The sequence below is a fragment of the Achromobacter sp. RW408 genome, assembly GCF_003184165.1.
Lineage (GTDB): Bacteria > Pseudomonadota > Gammaproteobacteria > Burkholderiales > Burkholderiaceae_B > Achromobacter > Achromobacter xylosoxidans.
This window is the reverse complement of the sequence record NZ_QHHO01000049.1, coordinates 208,710-229,090: the sequence shown is the minus strand read 5'-3', so window position 1 is coordinate 229,090 and position 20,381 is coordinate 208,710. Positions and strand designations below refer to the sequence as shown.

18 protein-coding genes are annotated in these 20,381 nt (G+C 69.6%); 5 read left to right on the top strand and 13 right to left on the bottom strand.

The genetic code is table 11. The features are described 5' to 3' along the window. Nucleotides 1-197: 197 nt before the first annotated feature. The gene (argH, locus tag DK459_RS20525; RefSeq protein WP_020927273.1) at nt 198-1,619 is read right to left on the bottom strand and encodes an argininosuccinate lyase; all 1,422 of its coding nucleotides are present in this window, start codon (nt 1,617-1,619) and stop codon (nt 198-200) included. A gap of 209 nt (nt 1,620-1,828) precedes the next feature. Here argH and DK459_RS20520 point away from each other — a divergent pair, with 209 nt between their 5' ends. The 3 genes from DK459_RS20520 to DK459_RS20510 all read left to right on the top strand — a co-directional run bounded on the left by DK459_RS20520 (nt 1,829) and on the right by DK459_RS20510 (nt 5,797). Then, nucleotides 1,829-3,160: a mechanosensitive ion channel family protein gene (locus DK459_RS20520; RefSeq protein WP_049053945.1), complete on the top strand. Its 1,332-nt coding sequence runs from the start codon at nt 1,829-1,831 to the stop codon at nt 3,158-3,160. Between the two features lie 93 nt (nt 3,161-3,253). Then, entirely contained in the window at nt 3,254-5,320 is a 2,067-nt protein-coding gene (locus tag DK459_RS20515) for an NAD(+) synthase (protein WP_054499910.1), read from the top strand. A gap of 138 nt (nt 5,321-5,458) precedes the next feature. Continuing rightward, nucleotides 5,459-5,797 (top strand): P-II family nitrogen regulator, encoded by a 339-nt coding sequence (locus DK459_RS20510; protein ID WP_006386376.1) that lies wholly within the window; start codon nt 5,459-5,461, stop codon nt 5,795-5,797. A gap of 467 nt (nt 5,798-6,264) precedes the next feature. On the opposite strand, the gene gspF is transcribed toward DK459_RS20510, so the two are convergent. Beyond that, nucleotides 6,265-7,470 (bottom strand): type II secretion system inner membrane protein GspF, encoded by a 1,206-nt coding sequence (gspF, locus tag DK459_RS20505; RefSeq protein ID WP_020927277.1) that lies wholly within the window; start codon nt 7,468-7,470, stop codon nt 6,265-6,267. A 173-nt stretch (nt 7,471-7,643) separates the two neighbouring features. Here gspF and gspD point away from each other — a divergent pair, with 173 nt between their 5' ends. After that, nucleotides 7,644-10,256, top strand: coding sequence for a type II secretion system secretin GspD (gene gspD / locus DK459_RS20500; protein WP_110135030.1), 2,613 nt, complete (start codon nt 7,644-7,646; stop codon nt 10,254-10,256). After that, nucleotides 10,253-11,680 (top strand): type II secretion system ATPase GspE, encoded by a 1,428-nt coding sequence (gene gspE, locus DK459_RS20495; protein WP_020927279.1) that lies wholly within the window; start codon nt 10,253-10,255, stop codon nt 11,678-11,680. Before gspD ends, gspE begins: the two co-directional genes overlap by 4 nt. Nucleotides 11,681-11,710: 30 nt before the next feature. On the opposite strand, the gene DK459_RS20490 is transcribed toward gspE, so the two are convergent. The 11 genes from DK459_RS20490 to DK459_RS20440 all read right to left on the bottom strand — a co-directional run. Next, the gene (locus DK459_RS20490; RefSeq protein WP_054438931.1) at nt 11,711-12,232 is read right to left on the bottom strand and encodes a TlpA disulfide reductase family protein; all 522 of its coding nucleotides are present in this window, start codon (nt 12,230-12,232) and stop codon (nt 11,711-11,713) included. Beyond that, a complete protein-coding gene (locus DK459_RS20485; protein ID WP_054472553.1) occupies nt 12,232-14,385 on the bottom strand; it encodes a TonB-dependent siderophore receptor in 2,154 nt (717 codons plus the stop codon). Before DK459_RS20485 ends, DK459_RS20490 begins: the two co-directional genes overlap by 1 nt. A 444-nt stretch (nt 14,386-14,829) precedes the next feature. Then, a complete protein-coding gene (gene gspN / locus DK459_RS20480; RefSeq protein ID WP_038503329.1) occupies nt 14,830-15,585 on the bottom strand; it encodes a type II secretion system protein N in 756 nt (251 codons plus the stop codon). Beyond that, on the bottom strand, nt 15,585-16,172 hold the full coding sequence (gene gspM / locus DK459_RS20475; protein ID WP_110135029.1) for a type II secretion system protein GspM: 588 nt from the start codon (nt 16,170-16,172) through the stop codon (nt 15,585-15,587). The genes gspN and gspM overlap by 1 nt, the downstream gene beginning before the upstream one ends. Beyond that, the gene (gspL, locus tag DK459_RS20470) at nt 16,169-17,161 is read right to left on the bottom strand and encodes a type II secretion system protein GspL (RefSeq protein WP_058207296.1); all 993 of its coding nucleotides are present in this window, start codon (nt 17,159-17,161) and stop codon (nt 16,169-16,171) included. Before gspL ends, gspM begins: the two co-directional genes overlap by 4 nt. Beyond that, nucleotides 17,158-18,102 carry a type II secretion system minor pseudopilin GspK gene (gene gspK / locus DK459_RS20465; RefSeq protein WP_024068601.1) on the bottom strand — a complete coding sequence of 315 codons (945 nt, stop codon included), beginning with the start codon at nt 18,100-18,102 and terminating at the stop codon, nt 17,158-17,160. The genes gspL and gspK overlap by 4 nt, the downstream gene beginning before the upstream one ends. Next, the gene (locus tag DK459_RS20460; RefSeq protein ID WP_006387452.1) at nt 18,099-18,713 is read right to left on the bottom strand and encodes a prepilin-type N-terminal cleavage/methylation domain-containing protein; all 615 of its coding nucleotides are present in this window, start codon (nt 18,711-18,713) and stop codon (nt 18,099-18,101) included. The genes gspK and DK459_RS20460 overlap by 4 nt, the downstream gene beginning before the upstream one ends. After that, nucleotides 18,710-19,114, bottom strand: a complete 405-nt coding sequence (gene gspI, locus DK459_RS20455) for a type II secretion system minor pseudopilin GspI (RefSeq protein WP_006387453.1) — start codon at nt 19,112-19,114, stop codon at nt 18,710-18,712. The genes DK459_RS20460 and gspI overlap by 4 nt, the downstream gene beginning before the upstream one ends. Further along, nucleotides 19,101-19,589: a type II secretion system minor pseudopilin GspH gene (gspH, locus tag DK459_RS20450; protein ID WP_006387454.1), complete on the bottom strand. Its 489-nt coding sequence runs from the start codon at nt 19,587-19,589 to the stop codon at nt 19,101-19,103. The genes gspI and gspH overlap by 14 nt, the downstream gene beginning before the upstream one ends. Next, complete coding sequence (gene gspG / locus DK459_RS20445; protein ID WP_020927290.1) at nt 19,561-19,989, bottom strand: type II secretion system major pseudopilin GspG; 429 nt, start codon at nt 19,987-19,989, stop codon at nt 19,561-19,563. Before gspG ends, gspH begins: the two co-directional genes overlap by 29 nt. A 75-nt stretch (nt 19,990-20,064) precedes the next feature. Continuing rightward, nucleotides 20,065-20,381 (bottom strand): general secretion pathway protein GspC (locus tag DK459_RS20440; RefSeq protein ID WP_110135247.1); only part of this gene is annotated, 317 nt, incomplete at its 5' end.

Sequence of the window (20,381 nt, the reverse complement as noted above, 5' to 3'; positions counted from 1 at the left end):
CAGGACGCGCGCAGGGCTGGCATGGGGGAGGGGCTGAGTGGAAAAGCGCCCATCATAGCGAACCCGTCCCCGCCGCTCGTGCGAGATCGGAAACGAGGAATGACACGCCGTGACAGGTCATTTGCGTAGCGTGGCCACAAAAGAAAACGGCCCCGGAAATCCGGGGCCGCCTGTTTTAGAGCAAGGGAACCGCGGGCTTACTGCGCCGCCGTCTCCTGCAGCACGCGGCGGGCTTCCTCGGCCACGCGCTCGGGGGCGGTGCCGCCCACGTGCTTGCGCGCGGCCACCGAGCCTTCCAGCGTCAGCACCTGGTGCACGTCGTCGCCGATGGTCGGGTGATAGGCCTTGAGCTCATCCAGCGACAGGTCGGCCAGGTCGCAGCCGCGCTGTTCGCAGTCGCGCACGGCGTGGGCCACCACTTCGTGGGCGTCGCGGAACGGCACGCCGCGCTTGACCAGGTAGTCGGCCAGGTCGGTGGCGGTGGCGAAGCCCTGCAGCGCGGCGGCGCGCATGTTGTCGGCCTTGACCTTGATGCCGGCGGCCATGTCGGCGAAGATCGTCAGCGTGTCGCGCACGGTGTCGACGGTGTCGAACAGGCCTTCCTTGTCTTCCTGGTTGTCCTTGTTGTAGGCCAGGGGCTGGCCCTTCATCAGGGTCAGCAGGGCGACCAGGTTGCCGTTGACGCGGCCGGTCTTGCCCCGCGCCAGTTCGGGCACGTCGGGGTTCTTCTTCTGCGGCATGATCGAGCTGCCGGTGCAGAAGCGGTCGGCCAGGTCGATGAAGCCGACGCGCGGGCTCATCCACAGCACCAGTTCTTCGGACAGGCGCGAGACGTGCGTCATGATGAGCGCGCCGGCGGCGCAGAACTCGATGGCGAAGTCGCGGTCGGAGACGGCGTCGAGCGAGTTGCGGCAGACGCCGTCAAAGCCCAGCGTCTTGGCGACGCGTTCGCGGTCGATCGGGAACGAGGTGCCGGCCAGGGCGGCGGCGCCCAGCGGCAGGCGGTTGACGCGGCGGCGGCAGTCGGCCAGGCGCTCGGCGTCGCGGCCGAACATCTCGGCGTAGGCCAGCAGGTGGTGGCCGAACGTGACGGGCTGGGCCACCTGCAGGTGGGTGAAGCCCGGCATGATGGTGGCGGCGTTGTCCAGCGCCACCGTGGCCAGCGCGTGGCGCAGCTGGCGCAGCAGGTCGATCAGGGTGTCGATTTCGCCGCGCAGCCACAGGCGGATGTCGGTGGCCACCTGGTCGTTGCGCGAACGGCCGGTGTGCAGGCGCTTGCCGGCATCGCCGACCAGCTCGACCAGGCGCTTCTCGATGTTCAGGTGCACGTCTTCGAGGTCGAGCAGCCACTGGAAGCTGCCGGCGTCGATTTCCGACAGGATCTGGGTCATGCCGCGCTGGATGTCGGCCAGGTCCTGGGCGCCGATGATGCCCTGGGCCGCCAGCATGTCGGCGTGCGCCAGCGAACCCTGGATGTCGACGCGCGCCAGGCGCTTGTCGAAGTCCACGGACGCCGTGTAGCGTTTGACGAGTTCGGAAACCGGTTCCGAGAACCGGGCGGACCAGGCCTGCGCCTTGTTGGCGAACTGGTTTTGATCGGGGGAGGGAGTGTTTGCCATGATGGCGGGGATTATAGGGCCTGCCCCGGGCGGCTGACGAATCCCGGCGCCACGGGCCGCGCCTGCCGTTGTTGCGGCTGGAAACCTGCGCCGGCGCGAGTTGTCGGATAATTCAGGGTCATATCCGGTCGCGGCGGGCTCCGTACGCCCCGGATGCCGGATGACGCCATCCCCCCACGTTGTTAGAAGAGAGCACACGACCTATGCCCATGGAATGGGAACAGCTGGCCACCGAACTCGATACCTATATGCCGCACCAGCCGTGGGCGCAAACGCTGGTCGGCATCGGCGTGCTGATCCTGACGGCGTTGTTCGTCCAGTGGGTGGTCGCGCGGGTGGTGCTGCTGCTGGCGCACCGGCTGCTGGTGGTCAGCGGCCACGAAGACTGGGACAAGGCCCTGCAGCGCCGCCGCGCCTACCAGAACCTGTGGTACGCGGTGCCGTTCGCGGTAGTGTCGGTGGGCATCGACCTGGTGCCGCACGTCGAGAAGGCCGTCACGCTGGTCGGGCGGCTGGCCCACGCCGGCGCCTGGATCTGCGTGTTCGTGGCGTTTTCCGGGGTGCTGAGCGCCTGGCAGGACACCTATTCGGCCACCACCCGGGCGCAGACGCGCTCGATCAAGGGCTATATCCAGATCAGCAAGCTGATCCTGATGGCGGTGTGCACCGTGTTGGTGCTGTCGATCCTGATCGACCGCTCGCCGCTGTGGATGATCTCCGGCCTGGGCGCGCTGTCGGCGGTGCTGCTGCTGGTGTTCAAGGACACGCTGCTGTCGCTGGTGGCCAGCACCCAGCTCACCAGCAACGACATGCTGCGCATCGGCGACTGGATCGAGATGCCGCAGTCCAACGCCGACGGCTTCGTCAAGGACATCGCCCTGCATACGGTCAAGGTGCAGAACTGGGACAACACCGTCACCACGGTGCCGACCTACAAGCTGTTCTCGGAAAGCTACCGCAACTACCGCCACATGTTCGAATCGGGCGGCCGGCGCATCAAGCGCACCCTGCGCATCGACGCCAGCAGCGTGCGCTTTCTGACCGACGACGAGGCCCAGCGGCTGATGCGCTTCCGGCTGCTGCACGACTACCTGCGGGTCAAGACCCAGGACATCGCCCAGGCCAACCAGACCATGGGCGAGCTGGCCAGCGTGCCGGCCAACCGTCGCCGCCTGACCAACATTGGCACCTTCCGCGCCTACGGCCTGGCCTACCTGAAGCAGAACCCCGAGGTGCGCCAGGACATGGCGATGATGGTGCGCATGATGGAACCCACCGCCGACGGCATCCCGGTCGAGGTCTATTGCTTCACCGCCGTCACCGCCTGGGTCGAGTACGAGCGCATCCAGGGCGACATCTTCGATCATCTGCTGGCGATCCTGCCGGAACTGGGCCTGCGGCTGTACCAGCAGCCGTCCGGCGCGGACATCGGCGCCATGGGCAACTACCTGCGCGAGGGCGCCGTCCAGGCCGCGATGGCTGCCGAAGGCGCGCATCACCGGGCCGATCCTGAGCGTCTGGCGCCGCCGTCCGGCGCATGACGCCGTGAGATAATCGCCCGGTAGGATTCCCAGGGCCTGCAGCAGGCCCGTTTCGTGCAGTTCCGTATCAAGGCGCCCCAGGCGATGGATCCGATGTCGAACCCGTTCTTCAACCTGTATTCCCATGGCTTCGCCCGGGTCGCCGTGGGCGTGCCCGAGTGCAAGGTCGCGGACCCGGCCTTCAACGCCGCGCAGACCATCGCGCTGGCGCAGCAGGCGGCCCAGGGCGGCGCCGTGCTGGTGGCGTTCCCCGAACTGGGCCTGTCGGCCTATACCTGCGACGACCTGTTCCACCAGAAGGCCCTCCTGGACGCCTGCGAGGCGGCGCTGGACCAGGTGGCGCGGGCCACGGCCGAGCTGGATATCGCCGTCATCGTCGGCGCGCCGCTGCGGGTGGCGCACCAGCTGTACAACTGCGCCGTGGTCATCGCCGGCGGCCGCATCCTGGGCGTGGTGCCCAAGAGTTTCCTGCCCAACTACAGCGAATTCTACGAAGCGCGCCAGTTCAGCGCGGCCGATTGCGCCGTCGCCACCGAGATCCGCCTGCTGGACCAGACGGTGCCGTTCGGCCCCGAGCTGCTGTTCCAGATGGAGAAGCTGCCGCTGTTCCAGTTCCACGTCGAGATCTGCGAAGACGTCTGGGTGCCGATCCCGCCGTCCTCGTTCGCGGCGCTGGCCGGCGCCACGGTGCTGGTGAACCTGTCGGCCTCGAACATCGTGGTCGGCAAGTCGGCCTACCGCCACCAGTTGGTGGCGCAGCAGTCGGCGCGCTGCCTGGCGGCCTACATGTACACCTCGGCTGGCCGCGGCGAGTCGTCCACCGACCTGGCCTGGGACGGCCAGGCGCTGATCTACGAAAACGGCGAGCTGCTGGGCGAGTCCGAGCGCTTTCTGAACGAGTCGCACCTGCTGTTTGCCGACGTCGACCTGGAGCGCCTGTCGCGCGAGCGCATGCACCAGACCACCTTCGGCCAGTCGGCGCGGCGCCACCGCGATGAAGTGCGCAAGTTCCGCCAGGTGCCGGTGCCGGTCGCGGCGCCGCTGGAGGATGCCGAGCTGCCGCTGGAGCGGCGCGTGGCGCGCTTTCCGTACGTGCCGGCCGACCCCCGGCGCCGCGACGAGCGCTGCAAGGAGGTCTACAACATCCAGGTGCAGGCGCTGGCGCAGCGGCTCTCGGCCAGCGGCATGTCCAAGGTGGTCATCGGCATCTCGGGTGGGCTGGATTCGACCCACGCGCTGCTGGTCTGCGCCCAGGCCATGGACACGCTGGGGCTGCCGCGCGCCAACATCCTGGCCGTGACCATGCCGGGTTTTGCCACCAGCACGCGCACCCTGCAGCAGGCGCGCCAGCTGATGGCGGTGGTGGGCTGCACGGCCTCCGAGGTCGACATCCGCCCCAGCTGCCTGCAGATGCTCAAGGACCTCGGCCATCCCTATGCCGATGGCCAGCCGGTGTACGACATCACGTTCGAGAATGTGCAGGCCGGCGAGCGCACCAACCACCTGTTCCGCATCGCCAATTTCAACAACGCCATCGTCATCGGCACGGGCGACCTGAGCGAGCTGGCGCTGGGCTGGTGCACCTATGGCGTGGGCGACCACATGTCCCATTACAGCGTCAACGCCAGCGTGCCCAAGACGCTGATCACGCATCTGGTGCGCTGGGTGGCCGAATCCGGCCGCCTGGGCGAGGCGGGCGCGGCGGTGCTGCTGGACGTGCTGGGCACGGATGTCAGCCCCGAACTGGTGCCGGGCGGCGACGACGGCAAGCCGACCCAGAAGAGCGAAGACACGATCGGGCCCTACGAGCTGCAGGATTTCAACCTGTACTACACGCTGCGCTACGGTTTCGCGCCGACCAAGGTGGCGTTCCTGGCGTTGGCGGCCTGGCGCGACCGCGATGCCGGCGCCTGGCCGGAAGGCGGCCACGTGGCGCGCAACCAGTACGACCTGGCGGCCATCAAGCGCAACCTGAAGATCTTCCTGGACCGGTTCTTCCGTCTCAGCCAGTTCAAGCGCACTTGCGTGCCGAACGCGCCCAAGGTGGGCTCGGGCGGGTCGCTGTCGCCGCGTGGCGACTGGCGCGCGCCGAGCGATTCCGAGTCGGTGGTGTGGATGCGCGACGCGGACCGGATTCCCGACCAGACGCCGCCGGCCTGACCGGTCTGCGGGTTTTCCCGGCAGGCGAGACGCCGGGCTTGGCGGGCCGGGCGCCGGTGGTATTCTCTCAATCATCGTGCCCTGGTCCGATATGTACCCCGGGGCGCCGCAACAGATCGAACAATCAGGACGACCAACGTGAAACAAGTCACCGCCATCATCAAACCCTTCAAGCTCGACGAAGTCCGCGAAGCGCTGGCCGAGGTCGGCGTCAGCGGGCTGACCGTGACCGAAGTGAAGGGGTTCGGGCGCCAGAAGGGGCATACCGAGCTTTACCGCGGGGCGGAATACGTGGTGGATTTCCTGCCGAAGATCCGCGTCGAGGTGGTGCTGCCGGATGACCAGGTCGAGGCAGCGATCGAGGCGGTGGTGAAGGCGGCCCGTACCGGCAAGATCGGGGATGGCAAGATCTTCGTGACGCCGGTGGAACAGGCCATCCGGATTCGGACGGGGGAGAGCGACGAAGAGGCGCTTTGAATTTGCGCTGGATTCGGTTTTGGGTTGACTGTCGGGGGGATCGTTATGGTCTCCCCGAAGTTTTTTTGGCAGGTGTTGTGTTCTTGGGCCGCCCGGCGCGCTGACGCGACGGGTGCGGGCGCCAACGATTGCGGTCCGGAGCGTTCGCTCCGGACTGCCCCTTCGTCATCTTCGTTGTCGCCTGCGGCGACTGCCTGCGGAGGACTTGCGGGGCCCGCCCGAGACGGCCGCGCGGGCGGCCGCCTCGGGCATACGCGGTGGCAGGCGTCGACCGGTGTCGCTTCGCGCTGGGGTAGAGAGGGGGAGTGGCTGCGGCTTTGACTGGCGGCGTCTTTGATGCGCGTTTTGCCTGATGGTTTGCGTGTTGTTCGTCGTGAATGTTTAGCGGTTGGCCGCCGCCCCTGTTGGCGTCCGTCATCGACTCTCCGAGGCCCGCGGGTGGACGCGGGCCTTTTCCTTTTGTGCGTCTAGCGGATCAGTTGATTCATTTCCAGGATCGGCATCATCACGGCCAGCACGATCAGCAGGACGAAGCCGCCCATCAGCAGGATGAGGGCGGGTTCGAGCAGGGCGGTCATGGCCATGGCGCGGCGTTCGAGGTCGCGGGACAGGTTCTGGGCGCCGCGGTCCAGCAATTCGGGGAGCTGGCCGGTCTTTTCGCCGCTGGCGATGAGGTGGATGAGGAGCGAGGGGAAGGCTTTCTGCGCGGCCAGCGAGGCCGATAGCGAGGCGCCTTCGCGCACGCGGGCCGCGGCTTCGTCGACGGCGCCGCGCAGGACGTCGTTGCCGAGGGTGCGGCGGGCGGCTTCGAGGGCGGTGAGCAGGGCGACGCCGCTGCCGCAGAGGATGGCCAGGGTCGAGGCGAAGCGGGCGGCGTTGACGCCGAGGACGAAGCGGCCGGCCAGGGGCAGGCGCAGGACGCGGGCGTGCCAGGCGCGGCGGGCGGCGGGCACGCGCAGGGAGTAACGCCACAGCACGATGGCCAGCGCGATGACGGCGCCGGTGGCCAGGCCCCATTCGCGCACGTAGTCGGACAGCGCCAGCATGATGCGGGTCAGCAGCGGCAGCTGCTGCTTGGCGTGGTTGAAGGCGGACACCACCTGCGGCACCACGTAGCCCAGCAGGAAGACCACGATGATGACGGAGACGCAGGCGACCACGGCGGGGTAGATGAACGCCGTCATGACTTTGCTGCGCAGCGTATTGCGTTCCTCGATGTAGTCGGCCAGTTTTTCCATGACCTGCGCCAGGTCGCCGGATTCCTCGCCGGCGCCGATCAGGGCGCGGTAGATCTCGGGGAAATCGCGCGGACGCGAGGCCAGCGCGGTGGACAGGCGATGGCCGGCGCGCACATCGTCGCGCACGCCTTCGAGCGTGGCGGCGATGTGCTTTTTCTCGGCCTGTTCGAGCGTGGCGCCGAGCGCGGCGTCCAGCGGCAGGCGGGCGGCGAGCAGGCTGGCGAGCTGGCGCGTGAGCCAGGCCAGGTCGGCGTCGGACAGGCGCGTGCGCAGGGCGGCGCCCAGGCCTTCGGCGCGCGCGGCGGGAGAGGTCGACAGGGGCAGCAGGCCGCGGCCGCGCAGCTGGTTGCGGGCGCCGCGCTCGCTGTCGGCGTCGATCGTGCCGTGCACGATTTTGCCGAGCGCGTCAGTCGCTTCGTAACGAAAGGATGGCATGGTGGGAGGTGGTTCGGGCCCCGCGCCGATCGGCGCAAAGGCCCGTAAATCAAGGCTTTGCAGCCCGTCACCTTGCCTTTGGATTATGACCGTAGTGTTGCAGTGTCACCCCGTATACTCCGACGCGCTTTCACGTTTTTTCACACGACTTCACGTCTCAGGCACATCCCGTCATGCGTCATATCGCGCAACTCAGCCTAGCGGTTTTGCTCGCGGCAAGCCAACTCGGACCCGCGGCCAACCAGGCCCATGCTCAACAGGCGGACAATCGCGTCAGCCTGAACTTCGTCGACACGGACATCCCCGCCGTGCTGCGTGCGCTGTCGTTGTTCACCAAGCGCAATTTCCTGGTGGATCCGCGCGTGAAGGGCAAGCTCACGCTGGTGTCCGACCGGCCGGTCGATAGCGGCCAGGCGCTGTCGATGCTTACCGGCGCGCTGCGGCTGCAGGGCTTTGCGATCGTCGAGGTGGACGGCGTGACGCGGGTGGTGCCAGAGGCCGATGCCAAGCTGCAGGGCAGCGCGGTGGTGGGCGATCCGCGCCCGGCGGCCACCCCGGCCGGCGCGGCCAAGGGGCCGGTGCCGGTGGCGGCGTTCGCGCGTGGCGCATCGGGCAACAGCGGCGAGATGCTGACGCGCGTATTCCCGCTGAAGTACGAGAACGCGGCCAACCTGGTGCCGGTGCTGCGCCCGATGGTGCCGCCCAACAACCCGATCAATGCGTATCCGGGCAACAACACGCTGGTGGTGACCGACTACGCCGACAACCTGGACCGCATCGCGGCGGTGATCGCCCGTATCGATGTGCCCAGTTCGATCGACACCGATGTGGTGCCGATCCGTTCGGGCATCGCGTCCGACATCGCCATCCTGGCCTCGCAGCTGCTGGATACGCAGAGCAGCGATCCGACGCAGCGCATCGCGGTGGTGGCGGACCCGCGCAGCAACAGCGTCCTGATCCGCGCGGGCAGTCCGGCGCGCACCCGGCTGGCGCGGGACCTGATCATGAAGCTGGATGCGCAGCAGAACCGCGCGGGCAATCTGCACGTGGTCTACATGCGCAACGCCCAGGCCACCCGTATCGCCGAAGTCCTGGGCGGCTTGCTGGCCGGCCAGGCCAATTCGGCGCCGGGAGTCAATCCCTCGGGTGGCGCCGGCGGCGGTCCCGGCCAGGCCGGCGGCAACCGGTCGCCCCAGGGTTCCGGCGGCAATACCGGCACCGGCCTGGGCATGTCCAGCTCGACGAATGCGTCCGGCAACGCCAAGGGCGGCCTGTCGGGCGACCAGGAGCGCATCGCGCGCGACGATTCCGGCAACCAGGCGGTGTCGTATTCCGCGGGGGGCGCCACCATCCAGGCCGATCCGGCCACCAACTCGCTGATCATCGCCGCGCCGGAGCCGCTGTACCGCAGCCTGCGCGAAGTGATCGACCAGCTCGACCAGCGCCGCGCGCAGGTGCTGGTGGAAAGCCTGATTGTCGAGGTCAGCGAGCAGGCGGCGGCCGAATTCGGCATCCAGTGGATGACCGGCGCCGGCAACATCAACAGCGGCGGCACCAGCTTCATCGGCGGCACCAACCTGGGCGGCAGCGGCCTGACGGGCACCGGCCCCACCTCGATCGACGCGCTCGGCAGCGGCCTGAGCCTGGGCGTGGTCAAGGGCACGGTGGACGTGCTGGGCAACAAGGTCATCAACCTGGGCGTGCTGGCGCGCGCGATGCAGAACACCGGCGAGGCCAACATTCTGTCCACGCCGAACCTGCTGACGCTGGACAACCAGTCCGCCAGCATCCTGGTGGGCAAGACGGTGCCGTTCGTGACCGGCCAGTACGTCACCAACGGCGGCAACAACAACAACCCGTTCCAGACCATCCAGCGCGAGGACGTCGGCCTGAAGCTGAACATCCGGCCGCAGATCTCCGAGGGCGGCGCGGTCAAGCTCGACATCTACCAGGAAGTCAGCAGCATCGACGAGAGCCGTTCGTCGGCCACCACGGGCATCGTCACCAACAAGCGCGCCATCGATACCAGCGTGCTGATCGATGACGGCCAGATCATCGTGCTGGGCGGCCTGCTCGAAGACAACGTGACGCTGACCTCCAACAACGTGCCGGGCCTGAGCTCGATTCCGGTGCTGGGTTCGCTGTTCAAGTACGACAGCCGCAAGCGCACCAAGACCAACCTGATGGTGTTCCTGCGTCCCTACGTGGTGCGCGACGCGCGCCAGAGCGCCAGCGTGACGATGGACCGCTACGACTACATGCGCCGCGCCCAGGGCGGCGCGCAGCCGGGCAATCATTGGCTGCTGCCCAACATGCAGGCGCCGATGCTGCCGCCGCCGGGCTCGGCGCCGTCGGTGTCCAACAACGTCTATGACATGCGGCCCGAGCAACTGGCCGAAACGATGCGGCGGCCGCCGCCCGCCACGGTCGAGTCGTTCGCGGTGCGCCAGTATCCGGCGGCGCCCCAGACCAGCGATCCGTCGCTGCCGATCCGCGCCAACCTGCCGCTGGGCGTGAGCGTGGCGCGCGATCCCGCCTCGCTCTACGGCGAAGCCGACACCACCAGCGCGACCCTGCAGTTCGCCTCGGTCAAGACCCGCGGCGAAGCCGATCGCATTGCCCAGCGGGTCCAGGCCAGCGGCCTGCAGGCCTATGTGCAGACCGGTCCAGGCGGCATGGGCTATGTGGTGCGCAGCCAGGTGTCCAAGGACCCCGGCACCATCTCCACGGCCACCGCGCTGCTGCGCGAGCTGGGCTTCAAGGGCGAGCTGGTGTCGCACCTATGAGCGCGCATCCCTTGCCGTACGCGTGGGCGCGGGCGCAGCGGGCGGTGCTGTCGCTGCGCGCCGGCCATGCGCAACTGACCGTGAGCCCGCGCACGCCGGAATGGGCGGTGCGCGAGATCCGGCGCTGCCACGGCGACATCGCCGTGGCGCAGGTGGACGACGAGGCGCTTGAGACATTGCTGGCGGCGGCCTACAGCCACGCCGAGGACGCCGCCTCGGTGATGGGCGTGGCCGAAAACGAGATCGACCTGGACCGCCTGCTGCAGGACATGCCGGAGGTGGCCGACCTGCTGGACGCGCAGGACGACGCGCCGGTGATCCGCATGATCAACGCGCTGTTCGCCCAGGCCGCGCGCGATGGCGCCAGCGATATCCACATCGAACCGTTCGAGACCCATTCGGTGGTGCGCTACCGCGTCGACGGCACGCTGCGCGACGTGGTGTCGCCGCGCAAGGCACTGCATGCGGCGTTGATTTCGCGCATCAAGATCATGGCACACCTGGACATCGCCGAAAAGCGCCTGCCGCAGGATGGCCGCATCGCGTTGCGGGTGGGCGGCCGTCCGATCGACGTGCGCGTGTCGACCCTGCCGACCGGCCACGGCGAACGGGCGGTGCTGCGCCTGCTGGACAAGGAGGCCGGCCGGCTGCAGCTGGAAAAGCTGGGCATGGCGCCGGGCGTGCTGCGCCAGCTCGATCGCCTGATCCGCCAGCCGCACGGCATCGTGCTGGTGACCGGACCCACCGGCAGCGGCAAGACCACCACGCTGTATGCGGCGTTGAGCCGGCTGGACGCCGCCACCACCAATATCCTGACCGTCGAGGATCCCATCGAGTACGACCTGGCTGGCATCAGCCAGACGCAGGTCAACGCCAAGATCGACATGAGTTTCGCGCTGGCGCTGCGCGCGATCCTGCGGCAGGACCCGGACGTCATCATGATCGGTGAAATCCGCGACCTCGAAACCGCGCAGATCGCGGTGCAGGCCTCGCTCACCGGCCACCTGGTGCTGGCCACGCTGCATACCAACGACGCGGTGTCGGCGGTGACGCGCCTGACCGACATGGGGGTGGAGCCGTTCCTGCTGTCGTCCTCGCTGCTCGGCGTGCTGGCGCAGCGGCTGGTGCGCAAGCTGTGCCCCGCCTGCAAGAAGCCGGCGACGCAGGATGGCGCGCGGGTGTTCCAGCCGGTGGGCTGCGAGGCCTGCAATCACACCGGCTACGCGGGTCGTTCCGGCATCCACGAATTGTTCACGGTCGACGACGAGGCGCGCCGCTTGATCCACGAAGGCAGCGACGAGCGCGAACTGCGCCGCGCCGCCAGCGCCGCCGGCATGCTCAGCATGCGCGAGGACGGCGCGCGCTGGGTGGAAAGCGGCGAGACTTCGCCCGAGGAAATCCTGCGCGTGACCCGCGACGCGTAGCCGCGCGCGGCGGAGCGTGATCGCGCGCGCTCAGGGCGTCGCTTTGGCCGGCGCCCGCGCGTCCGCGCAGGCGCCGGCGATGCGCCGCAGGTCTGTGGCTGACAGTGCGCCCAACTGTCCGTCGCAGACGCGGGCCGCCCGGGTTGCCACGGTGAAGGGTAGGGCGCCGACGCGGTTGCCGGCGCTGCGCATCAGGGCCGCGACATTGCCGCCGGGGCGCAGCACCGGCAGCGTGATCGCATGGGCGCGGACGAATTCGGTGGCGGCGGCCGGGGTATCGGTGCTGACCAGCAACACCGTCCACGTGGGATGGGCGTCGGCGAATGCTTGCAGGCGCGGCAACTCGGTGACACAGGGCGGGCAGTCTCGGCTCCAGAAATTCACCAGGACCGGGCCTTGCTGGTCCGACAGCCGCACGAAGCGGCCGCCGTCCAGCGCCGGCAGCGAGAAATCCCAGGCCAGGCCCGCCTGCGGGCGGCCGGCCGGCTGGGCGCCCGCCAGGATGGGCGGGGCGCATAGCGCCAGGCATGGCCACAGCAGCAATCGACGCATCAGAAGCTCAGCTTGGTGCCGGCGTACAGGTAGCGCCCGCGGCTCGGCCCCCACAGCTGGGTCACGTCGAAGCCGCCGTCGCCATTGACGAAAAGCGGGCTTTCCTTGTCCGACTGCTTGTAGTCGAACACGTTGTCGACCCCGGCGTAGACCGTGAAATGCTTGTTGATGGCGTACTCGCCGCGCACATCCAGGGTGAAGAAGCCCGGGCTCTTGTCCCGCTTGGGCGTGCCGTCGAGGTTGTAGCGATCCTGCTGGCCCGAGCCGTCGTCGTGGAACTTGCGCAGGTTCATCGGGCCAGTCCAGACCAGCTTGGCGTTCAGGTCGAGATCGCCGCGGTCGTAGTCCAGGCCAAGATAGGCCTTGGCGTTGGGACGGGCGAAGATCAGCGTACCCGCCGGGAATCTGTAGTTGAAGCCCTCGGCGGCGGCCATGACCGTCAGCGCCGGCGTGACCAGGTAGGACAGCGTCACGTCGACACCCTGTACGATGACGGGCTGCCTGGCGCTGCCGAACACCGTGATCGGCTTGCCGTCGGCGTCGGTCTGGTCGGGATCGAGCGTCGCGAAATTCTTGATGTGGTTGTAGTTGTACGACCCGGTCACGGCCAGCCGGTCGTCGGCGTAGTTCAGCGCATAGCTGGCGTTGAGCGATTCCTCGGGCTTGCTGATCTGGCGATCGATGCGGATCGTGTTGAGGATGCCATGTTCTTGCTCGAAGAAGCTGGTGGGCGCGCGGAACCCCTTGCCGACGCTGAAGCGGCTGGAGAGCCGCTCGGTGTGGTGCCATAGGGCGTTCAGGCGCGGCGAGGTGATGCCGCCGAAGACGTTGTGGCGGTCGTAGCGCACCGAGCCATTGATTTCAAGCGCGTCATCGAACAGGGAACGATAGGCTTGCAGGAACAGCGCCGGGGTCCGGTAGGTGTAGTCGTCGACGCCGCGTACCGGCGTGCCGTCTTCCATGCTGCCGTGGCTTCTCAAATCTTCGTAGCGGAAGTTGGTGCCCAGGGTGGTCAACCAGCCTGCGATGGGCGTCTGCCAGCTGGCCTCGGCGTAGTACTGCTTCTGGCGGGCGATGTAGGTGGCCAGTTCGTAGAAGCTGTCCTGCTTGTGCTCGGCCGCGCCCACGGCCAGCCGCAGCAGGCTGTCGCCGAAGCGCTTTTCGCCGGTGGAGATGAACTGCACGCGGTCGGTGAAGATGATCTCGGACATGCCGCCACGGCCGTCGTCGTAGGCCATGACGCTGCCGTCCGCCGGATTGACCCAGCCTTCGCGGTCGGGCGAGCCGTGCACGCCGCCGCGCCAGTCGAAGGGATTGCCCGTGGTGCTGTGCTTGATGGCGGAGTAGTCCGTGCCGAGCGCGCCGCCGCCGCGTTTTTCGTTGACCACGTCGAGCCGGCCGCGCACCTTGAAGCCGCCGGCGTCGTCCAGGAAGAAGCCGATGCCGCCCAGCCGGCGGTCGTAGCCGGTGTATTCGGAGATGCCGTTGTGGTCGGCGTCGACGGAATCGTGTTTGTTGTAGTTGAGCGTGGCGGTGATGGCGCCGCCTTCGAACGGCCGCGCCAGGTAGGCGTCGCCCTGGCGCGAGCCGTAGCTGCCGATCTGCGCGCGGGCGCGGTTCTCGGCCTCGGTGGGGCGCTTGGTGACGATGTTGACCGAGCCGGACAGCGCCTCGGGCGCGATCAGGCTGGCGCCGGCGCCGCGCGCCACGTCGATGCGTTCGACGCCATAGACGCTGACACTGTCCAGTCCGTAGGCCGAGGACACCGAGGAGAAGATCGGCACGCCGTCGATCATCAGCGTGGTGTAGCGGCCCGGCAGGTTGTTGAGCAGGATGTTGCGTACGTTGCAGATCGAGCATTCGACCTGGACGGCGATGCCGGGATTCTTGTCGAGCGCTTCGTTGACGTTGGTGGCGCCTGCCTTGGCGATGGCGCGTTCGCTGATGGATTCGGTCTTGACCAGTTCGTCGCGCAATGCGCCGGGGCGCATCGAGCCCTGGTTGGAGCGGTCAATGACGGTGATCGGGGCCAGTGTGGGGGCAGGGACGCCAGCGGTTCCAACATTCTGCGCCTGGGCGGTCCAGGCGGTGGTCAGGGACGCCGCCAGCACGGCGAGGCGCAGCGGCGTACGGGGGGCAAAGACGGAAGGCATGGCGCAGGGCATCTGATGGGCAGGTTCCAGGAGCGACGCGCCAGGCGCCACGGGCGACGAGCCCGGGCCATGGCGCGTCAGTTGATACAGGAACCGGCCGTTGCGAGACCGCGCGCCGCGGCGCCGGGCGAAAGAGGGGTGTAGGGGACGTCGGCGGGAGAGGCGGGGGAATGTGGCATGGCGCGAGCGAAGCAACACGGCGAAGGTAAAAACAATTCAAAACGTTATGTTTTATGAATTTTTGCGTCAATCGCGAGCCGGTCCGAGATTACGGTGTGGTCGCGGGATGGCCGCGCGGGCCGGCTGCGTGCCGGCAGGCGGGGCGTGGCGCGGACTGCGCGAGGGCCGTGGCGGGAGCGCGCGACGGCACGTGAATCGGTCCGGTATTGGGCGCGACGTGGCCGGCGCGCAACGCGGCGGCCGGCGTCCGGGGCTATCCCGGCGCTATTTGCCGGTGCCGAAGACCACCGTGTCGTCGCTGCGCCGCCCCAGCGCGGACATGAGGCCGTCGAGCGCGCCGCGTTCGGCCTCGGTGGCGCCGGCGGCAAAGGTGGCCTGGCCCTGGAAGCGCACGCCACGGGCGTTGAGGCTGCCCTGGCCGGTGACCGCCAGCGGGCCGCTGTCGGTGCTGAGCGCCAGCGTGGCGCCGGCGCGGCCGTCGCCGCGCACCCGCAGCACATAGGTGCCCACGGGCGCCACCGGCGACAGGGCGGTGGCCGCATCGCGCCAGCGCAACTCGGCCAGGGGCGCTTGCGGCAGGGCGGCGCCCAGGCGCAATGCCTGCCAGCTGATTTCCAGCGTGCCCTCGGGCGCCAGCGTATTCCAGGGCGCGCCCAATGCTGGCAACACCGTGGCCGGCAGCCGCAGCGATTGCGCCGACACGGCCACGCCGTCCCAGCCCAGGCCGGCGCGTAGCGGCCCCTGCAGCCACGGATGCGACAGCTCCAGCGTCAGCGACGACCAGCGCCATTGCCAATGCAGCGGTTGCGGCAGCATGCGGCGCGCGCCGGGCGGACCCAGCGCGATCCAGGCGGCGCCGTTCCAGAGGGTGCCGGCGGCATCCGCCAGGACCAGCGGGGCATCGTCCGGCTGCAGGGCCAGCAGCCAGCGGGCCGGCAGTACGGCGCCACCGAAAACCAGGGCGCTGGCGGCGCAGGCCAGCGCCAGGCCGGCGCGCTTGGGCAGGCGGGGCAGGCGCATCAGGAACGCGCCTGCGGGCCGGGCAAGGCCAGTGTCACGCTGCCGTTCACCAGGCCGGGCAAAGGCCGGCCGTTGGCATTGGTGGCGCGGGTCAGGGCTACCGTCTTGACCATCAGGCCCCAGTCGCCGGCGGTGTTTTCCAGCCACCGCAGCAGCGCCGACGACGGGATCTCGGTCACGGCCACGGTGATGCGGTCGCCCGGACCGGGCTGCGCTACTTTCCAATGGTCGGCCGGCAACCCGGCGCGATCCAGGCTGGCGCCGATATCCGCCGCGGTCGGCAGGGTCGCGGCCGGGCCCGTGCGTTTGCCGCGCAGCGTCGCGGCCTGCGTGGTCAGGTCGGCCACCATGGCGGCCTGGCCGCGCAGGCGCGGCAGTTCGTCGCGCAGCTTGCGCACCGAATCCAGCGCCGGTTCGATCAGCACCGTGAACACCAGGGCCGCGCCCAGCAGGGCGGCGGCGCCATTGACCAGCAGCCGCTCGCGCGGGGCCAATGCCTGGTAGCGTTGGCGCGCGCGCCGGGCGGCGGGGGCCAGGGGAAGGACGGCGGCGCGCCAGCCGGCGCTCAGGCGTTCGATGGGCTTCATGGTTGCGTGCGCGTGATGCGCCAGGTGTTGTCGGTGTCGCCGCGCTCGAGCTTCAGGCCCTGGGCGGCCGCCTGCTTGACCAAGGCGGGCGTTTCGGCCACGCGCTGCGCCTGGGCGCCGCTGTCGGCCAATTGCAGCGTCAGCGCCTGGTCGGCGTAGCCCAGTTGCGCCACGTTGTCGGCGGCAAACGGCAGGGTCTTGGCGGCGGCCCGCGCCAGCGGCAGGAAATCGCCGGCATGGGCGCCGCCGCGGCGGCTTTGCAGCGCCTCGAGTCCCTGTTGCGCCTGCCGGGCGGGGTCGAGCACCACCGGCACTTCGGGAAAGGCCGCCAGCACTTGCCGGCGCATGCCGTCGCGCAAGGCCTGGGCCTCGCCGCGCAATTGCGCCGCATGCAGGTTCAGTCCGCCGATCCACACCGCCGCGGCGATCGCGCTCCAGCGCCAGGCAGGGCGCCAGCGCGATACGCGCGCAGGCGCCAGTTGCGGCATGGCCAGCGACCAGGATGGCGACGGCGCCAGCCAGCGCGGGTCCGCGGGGTCGCGCAGTGGCGTGGCCTCGTGCGGCGCCAGCGCCTGGGGCGCGACCAGGGCGTGGGCGCGCAGCCCCTGCGCGTGCAGCAGGCTCCAGGCCCGGCGCACGGGCTCGCGCGGGGCCCAGGCCAATGCCACATTGCCATCGGCGTCGCGCGGGCCGTGGCCGATCGCCAGGTCGTCCAGGTCGCTCAACACCAGCGGTTCGAGCGCGCCGAGCACGGCGGCATTCAAGCGCGCCTTGGCGACGGCGGGAAGTTGCACCGTGGTGGCGATCACGTCGCTCGGATGCAGCACGGCTTCACAGGCGGCCTGGGGGTAGGCCTGCCCCAGGGCCTGCAGCGTCAGTTCGCCCTGGCGCGCGCAGCGCCCGCGGCGGTCGAACCAGGCGTAGGGCAGCGGCGAGCCGGGACCGAGTTCGGCGAGCGGGGCCAGCGCGATGCGCAAGGAATTTTTCAAGGGTTCTCTCTCGTCCAGATGGTGTCGGGCGCAGTGGGCGGGGCGCTGCGTATCAAGGCCTGCATCGATACCCGGGCCCGTTCGTAGACCACGGCGCCGCTGGCCAGGAACCAGCCGCTGGCGGTGGCGACCGCGGGGGCCGGCGTCTTGACGCCGGTGGCGGCGAGCCGGTTGGCGAAATCGCCGCTGTTGTTGAACCAGTTGCCGCGGTCCCGTTCGCCAGCCAGGGCGCGCGCCTGGCTGAGCGACAGGCCCGGCACCAGCGCGGCGATGACTTCGGGCGGCGCCGTATTGACGTTGACGCTGGTGGCGACCGGCAGCACCGTCATGGTGCGTCGCAGTTCGCCGCGCACTGCCGGCTCGAGGCCCAGCAGGGCGGCGACGTCGTCGATGCCGCGCGGTTGCGGCGCGCGCGCGTCCGGCGTCTGGCCGCCCTGGGCCGGCATGGGCGCGCCGGCGGTTGGCGCCGGCGGCTGGCTGGCGGCGATGATGTCGATGATGCGGCCGGCGAGCGTATCGGGCAGGCCCATCACGCCCAGCAGGCGCCGCAGCACCTTTTCCTGCTCGGGCTGGGGCGCGCCGTGGCTGGCCAGGTTGCCGAGGTTGTACTTGCCCTGTTCATCCTCCACCTTGCCGGAGAACACCGCCACGCGATCGTCGCCCGGGCGCTCGATACGGGTGTCCAGCACCGGCGTGGCCCAGATCTGGTCGCCGCGGGTGGTGGATTCGCGCCGGCCATGGTCGCGTATCACCAGGCGCGCCCAGTCGATGCCGCCGGCCAGCAGCATGCGCGCCTGGACGCGCGCCATTTCGTTCTCGATGCGCCGGGTGCTGGCGGTCTGGCGCTGGAACAGACTGGTGGTCAAGGCGGCGACGATGGCGACGATGATCAGCGCGCTGACCACCGCGGCGCCGCGTTCGCGCGGCAGGGACGGCCTCATGGCAGCTCCAGGATGCGGCTGTAGCGCCGCAGGTCGCCGGCCGGGCCGCGCTCGAGGGTGATCTCGATGCCGGCCGGCGTGGCGGGGAAGGGCGCGCGCGTGTCCAACCAGCCCGTGCCTGTCACCCAGCCGCGCAGCGTCAGCGCGCGCACGCCGGACAGCAGCAGCACGCCCTCGTTGACCGGCGGCAGGGGCCCCTGTTCGGCCGGCACGCCGCTGGCGCGCCACAGGCCGTCCTGGCGCACCGACCACTGTACCCGTTGCCAGCGGCCGTCGCCGTCCGGGTCGGGGCGCAGGATTTCAAGGATCTGCGTGCCGGCCGCGCCGCGCAGCAGGCGCACGCCGGACGTGAATACCCGCGCGTCGATGCCGGGGGCGGCGAACGAGGGGCCGTTGTAGGCCATCTCCACGTCACGCCCCATCTGGCCGAGCGCGCGGACGATGGCATCGGTGTCGTCGGCCTGCCGCGCGATCCAGTCGCGCGCGCTGGAGACGCTGTCCAGGCCGCGCCAGGCCATCAGGCTGACTAGCGCCATCAGCGCCAGCGCCACCAGCACTTCGATCAGGGTGAAGCCGGCCTGGGCGTGGGAGGCAACGCGGCGAGGTGTCATCGCAGGCTCGACAGGAGGCCGTCCAGCTGTAGCAGGGACGCGCCGTTGGCGCCGTCGCGCACTTTGACGGAGACCTGGCGGAAGCTGCGGTTCAGCGAGTTGCTGAACACCAGTTCGCATTGCAGCGCCAGGCCGCCCTGCGGGCAGGCCACGGTCTGGGAGCCGGCCCGCGGCAGCGTCTGTTCCAGGCGCAGCTGGGTCAGCGCATTCTGCGCCGCCAGCAGCGCCAGGGTCTTGTCCTGCAAGGCGCGGTTGTTGGCCGCCATGACGCCGGTTGCGCGCAGGGCGGCGCCCATCGCCACGGCGATGATGGCCAGCGCCACCAGCACTTCGATCAGGGTGAAGCCGCGTTGGCGGCCGCGCCGGCGCGCGGGAAGGGGCGGCAATTCAGCGGATGTCATAGTGTCCGGCGGCGTCGCGCGTCAGCGTCACATGCGAATCGCCCGCGCGCAGCCGCAGGCTGAATGGATCGGCGACCCATTCGGTGTTGAAGACCAGCGGGCGGTCGGGATCCAGGCGCCACTGCACCTGGCCGGCGCGCCAGGACTGCGGGCGCAGGGCCGCGTCGTGTTCCAGCCGGTCCATGGGCAGGGGCCTGTCGTCCTGCGCGGTCGGCGCATCGGAGCGGCCGGCGCGTTCGAACGACCAGCCGCCGCTGGCCGGCGACCAGCGCAGGGCGCGGCCGTCGCTGCGGGCCTCGCCTTCGGCCACGGTGAATGCGTCGAGCAGCCGTTGGGCATCGTCGCGCAACGGATCGGCGCCTTTGCCGACGGACAGGCTGACCATGCTGGCGGCGATGGCGACGATCACCAGCACCACCATGACTTCGACTAGCGTGAAACCGCGCTCAGAGTTCCCACGAACCGATGTCGGCATCGCCGCCTTCTCCCCCGGGCTTGTTGTCGGCGCCGAACGAGAACACGTCGATTTCGCCTTTGACGCCGGGGCTCAGGTATTGGTAGGGGTGGCCCCAGGGGTCGTTGGGCAGCTTGTCCAGGTAGCCGCGCCAGTTGGAGGCGCCCTCGGGCTTTTCCACCAGCGCGCGCAGGCCTTGCGCGGTGGTCGGATAACGGCCGTTGTCCAGTCGGTACAGCTTGAGCGCCTGCATGATGCCGCCGATGTCCTGGCGCGCGGCGACCTGGCGCGCCTGGTCGGGGCGATCGAGCACGCGCGGCACGATCAGGGCGGCGAGAATCCCCATGATCACGATGACCACCATGATCTCGATCAGGGTGAAACCCTGCTGGCGGGCGAGCCCACGCGATGACTGGCGCACTTCACGACTCCGGTATTTCAGTGAGAAGCGTGCGATTGTGGACATGAAATATGACAGCAATATGAGGCGCGCGGCTCACGGCGCGGCGCGCGCGATGCCGCCATCGGGCGCGGGCGAGGCCGGCGTGGCCAGGCGGCTGGCGCGGCCGCCTTGCTCGACGGTGACGGCGTCGGCGCCGATGTTCTTGAGCACGATGCCGGGCGCGACCTCGTCGCCGACGCGCCAGGCCAGCGGCGGACCCCCGTCGACGCTGAAGACCGCGGCGCCGTCGGGGCCGGCCGCGATCACGCCCAGCACGCTGATCTGCGTGCGCAGCGCCTCATCGCGGCCGAACCACAGCGCCACCGGCGTGTTGTCGGCGGCGCGCGGGGCGGGCGCCGAGACCGCGGCGG